The following is a 1,079-nucleotide window of genomic DNA, read 5'->3' on the forward strand; positions in this document are numbered from 1 at the left end:
GTAGGCAACGTAGTGATCACCGCCACCGCGGTAAGAGATAGCAAAACCAGCACCAATAGGATTTCTATTAATGTAAAACCGTTATGTTTTCGCATTTGTTTCATTAGTGCTGGCTTGCGCTCATTTTATTGGAAGTCTTGCATGTTCCAGTTGCCAATATCCGCTGCTGGACCTTCACCGCCCTCTTGACCATCCGCACCTAAAGTGAAGATATCAATCGTGCCGTTGTCACCAGGGCTTAGGTATTGGTATGCATTACCCCAAGGGTCATTTGGAAGACGCTTGATGTAACCACCATCACGGTAGTTGCGCGGTTCTGGGTTAGAAGGCTTAGTAACCAATGCGTCTAGACCTTGGTCTGTCGTTGGGTACACGCTGTTGTCTAGCTTGTACATATCCAACGCGTTCTCTAACGCCACAATGTCAGTGATCGCTTTTTGTTGGTCTGCCTTTTCTTTGTTGCCTAGCAAGTTTGGAACAACAAAACTTGCCAAAATACCCAAGATAACAACAACTACCATCACTTCTAACAGTGTGAAACCGTGTTGCTTACTACGCTTAAATTTCATTTTTTTCTCCGAAAGTTAGATTCAAGCCACGTCTTAATTTAGACACGCCTTAATTCGAATATTATCCGCTCATCAAGTTATTCATTTCTAGCATCGGCATCAAGGTCGCCATGACAATGAATAACACCAATCCAGCCATTAATGCGATCAAGGCAGGAGTGAACACTCCCAACGCAATATTGACCGTAGATTCAAAGTTTTGGTCTTGGTTGTCCGCCGCACGCGTCAACATGCTTTCTAACTCACCACTCTGCTCACCACTGGCGATCATATGCAGCATCATCGGTGGGAATAGGCGGGTTTGATCCAGAGCTTTACGCAAGCTTGCCCCTTCACGGACGTTGTCTGCAGCAATCAACACTTGCTGCTTTACGTAACGGTTTGACATCACATCAACCGCCACTCGCATCCCTTCAAGAATTGGGATCGCACTTGAAGTACAGATCGACAAGGTACGAGCGAAGCGAGCGGTATTGAGGCCTTTAGAAATCTTACCGACGAGCGGCAAGC

3 protein-coding genes are annotated in these 1,079 nt (G+C 46.2%); all 3 read right to left on the minus strand.

Annotated features, from left to right (window positions below):
- A partial coding sequence (locus tag R7E78_RS24580; RefSeq protein ID WP_318058405.1) for a prepilin-type N-terminal cleavage/methylation domain-containing protein occupies positions 1-104 on the minus strand: 104 nt, incomplete at its 3' end.
- A 21-nt stretch (positions 105-125) separates the two neighbouring features.
- A complete protein-coding gene (gspG, locus tag R7E78_RS24585) occupies positions 126-569 on the minus strand; it encodes a type II secretion system major pseudopilin GspG (RefSeq protein WP_005465191.1) in 444 nt (147 codons plus the stop codon).
- Between the two features lie 61 nt (positions 570-630).
- Positions 631-1,079: type II secretion system F family protein (locus tag R7E78_RS24590; protein WP_318058404.1), on the minus strand; the 449-nt coding region annotated here is incomplete at its 5' end.

The sequence above is a fragment of the Vibrio sp. YT-19(2023) genome (genome assembly GCF_033337395.1).

Bases quoted from the DNA above. Each gene is read 5' to 3' on its own strand.
- gspG (WP_005465191.1), bottom strand. From the start codon at position 569: ATGAAATTTAAGCGTAGTAAGCAACACGGTTTCACACTGTTAGAAGTG.